The organism is Sandarakinorhabdus rubra (assembly GCF_010994245.1).
In the GTDB taxonomy this organism is placed as follows: domain Bacteria; phylum Pseudomonadota; class Alphaproteobacteria; order Sphingomonadales; family Sphingomonadaceae; genus Sandarakinorhabdus; species Sandarakinorhabdus rubra.
Genome location: NZ_WMHO01000270.1, coordinates 1 through 3,048 on the forward strand (window position 1 = coordinate 1; position 3,048 = coordinate 3,048).

Consider the following 3,048-nt stretch of genomic DNA (forward strand, 5'->3'; position numbering starts at 1 on the left):
GGCATCGGCCAGCGCCTCCCAGCCCGCCACGGCGGCACCGGCCCGGGCGGCGCGCAGGCGATCCTCGCTCGCCTCCCGCGCCAGCAGGCGGGACACCTGATCGATCAGCACCGCATCCATCGCCAACAGACTAGCCCCGGCCTCGGGGCTTGGACAGGCTGGGATTATCGCGCGGTTTCCGGCAGGCTGGGCCGTGGGGAGGAATCGCCATGGCCGTCACGCTCGAGATCCAAGGAGCTATCGCCATCATCACGCTCGACCGGCCGGAGAAGCGCAACGCGCTGACCCAGGCCATGCTGGCCGAGCTGGAGCGCATCGCCGACAGCCTGCGCGGTGCGGGTGACGTGCGTGCCGTGGTTCTGCGCGCCAACGGCAATGATTTCTCCGTGGGGGCCGACATCGGCGAGATGGAAGCCCGCCAGGCCGCGCCGTCTGCCCTTGGGCCCACATTGGCCGAAGCGCGGCGCGGGGCGCAGCTGGGCGCACGGGTGATGCGGGCGCTGATGGGCATTGATCAGCCGACCATCTGTGCCGTGCAGGGCATCTCCACCGGCGGCGCCACCTGCATCGCCACCGCCTGCGATTTCCGTATTGCCGCCAGCGCCGCCCGGCTCGGCTATGGCGAGGTGAAGATCGGCATCCCGCTGATGTGGAACGCGCTGGGGCCGCTGGTGGCGCTGGTCGGCCCGGCACGTGCCAAGCGGCTGGTGATGAGCGGCGCGCTGGTGGATGCCGCGACGCTGGCCGGTTGGGGCCTGATCGACGAGATCGTGCCGGCTGACGACCTTGACGCCCGCGCCCTTGCCACGGCCGCCGACTATGCCGCGCTGCCGCCGCTGGCCGTGCAGATGATCAAGCGCAGCATCAACGCGGTTGCCCATGCGCTGGATGCTGCCGTGCTGCACGCCGATGCCGATCAATGGCTGCTGGCCACCCGCGGTGCCGACTTTGCCGAGGCGGTGGCCGCCTTCCGGGACAAGCGGCCGGGGCGCTTCACCGGGAATTGACGCCTCAGGTAATTGCGGCGGCTACCTGTGCAGGCCAGTGTCGGGCCGTGAAGGAGACCTGAGCCATGGCGCTGATCCGCATTCTTGCCGTCCTCATCTTCGCGGCACTGACCCTCTATAGCGTGCCGATCCTGCTGGCCGAGCCCAATTTGTTCCCGGCCTTCTTCGAGGCGATTGCCGGTGGCGGCTGGCAGGGCCAGTTCAACCTCGATTTCGCCTTCATGCTCACCCTGTCGGGCCTGTGGGTGGCGTGGCGGCACGGCTTCACCCCGGCCGGGTTGGCGCTGGGTCTCGTTGCATTCCTGGGCGGGGCGCTGTTCCTGTCGATCTACCTCTTCATCCAGAGCGGCCGCTGCCCGGACGTGAAGACGCTGCTGGCGGGTCGCTAGTTATTGCGGCGCGCCAGATACTGCCAGAGGATGCCGCGCTGGATCTCGTTGGTACCGGCATAGATGGAGCCGGCGCGGTCGTTGAGATATTTGGGGAAGGCTTTCGCCGCCCAGGCCGGCCCCACGCCCAGGCCATCGGCCGGCGCAGTGAAACCGGGCACATCGCCGCCTGGCAGGGTGAGGTGGGGCTGATGGGCCGCCACCCACGGCAGCGCCGCCTCCACCTCCAGCTCGGTCAGCCGCTGCGACAGTTCGGTGCCGAGGATCTTGAGGGCCGAGGCCATCGGTCCGGGCGCGGCGCCGTTCGAAAGCCCGGCGTTGAACTGCAGCTCCAGTGCATCCAGCGCCTCGATCTCGGCGCGCAGGGCAGCGATGCGGCCAGGCATCGCCTGGCGCGTTTCGGCGAGGTGGACGACCAGGCTGTCCACCCGCTTGACCAGCGAGGGCGCATAGGCGTGGCCGCCACGCTCGAACTCCATCAGATACTTGGCCACCGTCCAGCCGTCGTCGATTCGGCCGACCACGTTGGCAACGGGAACCCGCACCTCGTCGAAGATCACCTCGTTCTGCACATGCTCGCCTGACAGCGAGATGATCGGGCGTACGCTGACGCCGGGGCTCTTCATGTCGATCAGCAAGAACGTGATGCCCAGCTGCGGTTTCTCGAGCCGGCTCGTGCGCACCAGGCAGAAGATCCAGTCCGCATAATGGGCGTGCGTCGTCCAGATCTTGCGGCCGGTGCAGATGAAATGGTCGCCATCGCGCTCCGCCTTCATCTGCAGCGAGGCAAGGTCGGAGCCGCTGTTTGGCTCCGAATAGCCCTGGCACCAGAATTCGTCACCCGCCAGCATCGGCGGCAGGAAGCGGCGCTTCTGTTCCTCGGTGCCATAATGCAGCAGCACCGGCCCACACATGCCCAGCCCCATGGGGGACAGCGGCGGCGCACCGGCTTCGGTCGTTTCCCGCGCGAAGATGTAGCGCCGCGCCACGCTCCAGTCGCAGCCGCCCCATTCGATCGGCCAGCTGGGCGCCACCCAGCCGCGTGCGTGAAGCTTCTTCTGCCAGGCAATGGCGATGTGCGGCGGCGCATAGACGCTGGTCATGCCGGCCGCCGCCTGTTTCAGATCGGGGGTCAATTCACGGGCAAGAAACGCGCGCACCTCGTCGCGAAAGGCCAGATCGTCGGCGCTCCAGGCCAATTGCATCGCTGCTCTCCCTTGCAGCCACCATGACGGCGCCGGGCAACAGGCGAAACCGGCCCTTTTGGGGGGTCAGAAGGCGGCCGGCCGTTCCGCGTCCTTCAGCGTCACGCCCAGCCGTGCCGCCACCGCCGGCGCGATGGCGCGCATGTCGATCACGCCAAGGTCACGCCCGGCGGGCAGGCCCGGCCCGCTGGCGATCAACGTCGCGCGCATTGCCGCCACGTCGGGGAAATAGCCATGCATGCCGCGCGTGGCTGTCGGCTCGCCCTGCACGCCGTTCAGCCTGCCGCCCATCAGCCAGCCCGGCTTGCAGTTCACCCAGAAGGCGGCGTCGGCCGTGCCGCCGGCCGCGGCGATGGCGGCATCATCCATGATCCGGTCGATGCCGGCGGCGGGATCGGCGGCCACGCTGGCCAGCACGACGGCCACCCGGGCCTTCAGCGCCGCATC

At 69.0% G+C, this 3,048-nt stretch carries 3 protein-coding genes and 1 pseudogene; 2 read left to right on the plus strand and 2 right to left on the minus strand.

The genetic code is table 11. From position 1 onward, the window contains the following. The first annotated feature begins 209 nt into the window (after positions 1-209). Both GJV64_RS13120 and GJV64_RS13125 read left to right on the plus strand, forming a co-directional pair. Positions 210-1,007 (plus strand): enoyl-CoA hydratase/isomerase family protein, encoded by a 798-nt coding sequence (locus tag GJV64_RS13120; RefSeq protein ID WP_164157775.1) that lies wholly within the window; start codon positions 210-212, stop codon positions 1,005-1,007. 65 nt (positions 1,008-1,072) lie between these two features. Beyond that, a complete protein-coding gene (locus GJV64_RS13125; protein ID WP_164157777.1) occupies positions 1,073-1,396 on the plus strand; it encodes a hypothetical protein in 324 nt (107 codons plus the stop codon). Here GJV64_RS13125 and GJV64_RS13130 read toward each other — a convergent pair. Both GJV64_RS13130 and GJV64_RS13135 read right to left on the minus strand, forming a co-directional pair. Beyond that, a complete protein-coding gene (locus GJV64_RS13130; RefSeq protein WP_164157778.1) occupies positions 1,393-2,601 on the minus strand; it encodes an acyl-CoA dehydrogenase family protein in 1,209 nt (402 codons plus the stop codon). The genes GJV64_RS13125 and GJV64_RS13130 overlap by 4 nt on opposite strands. Before the next feature lie 66 nt (positions 2,602-2,667). Next, positions 2,668-3,048, minus strand: a pseudogene (locus GJV64_RS13135) (alkaline phosphatase family protein); the annotation flags it as partial.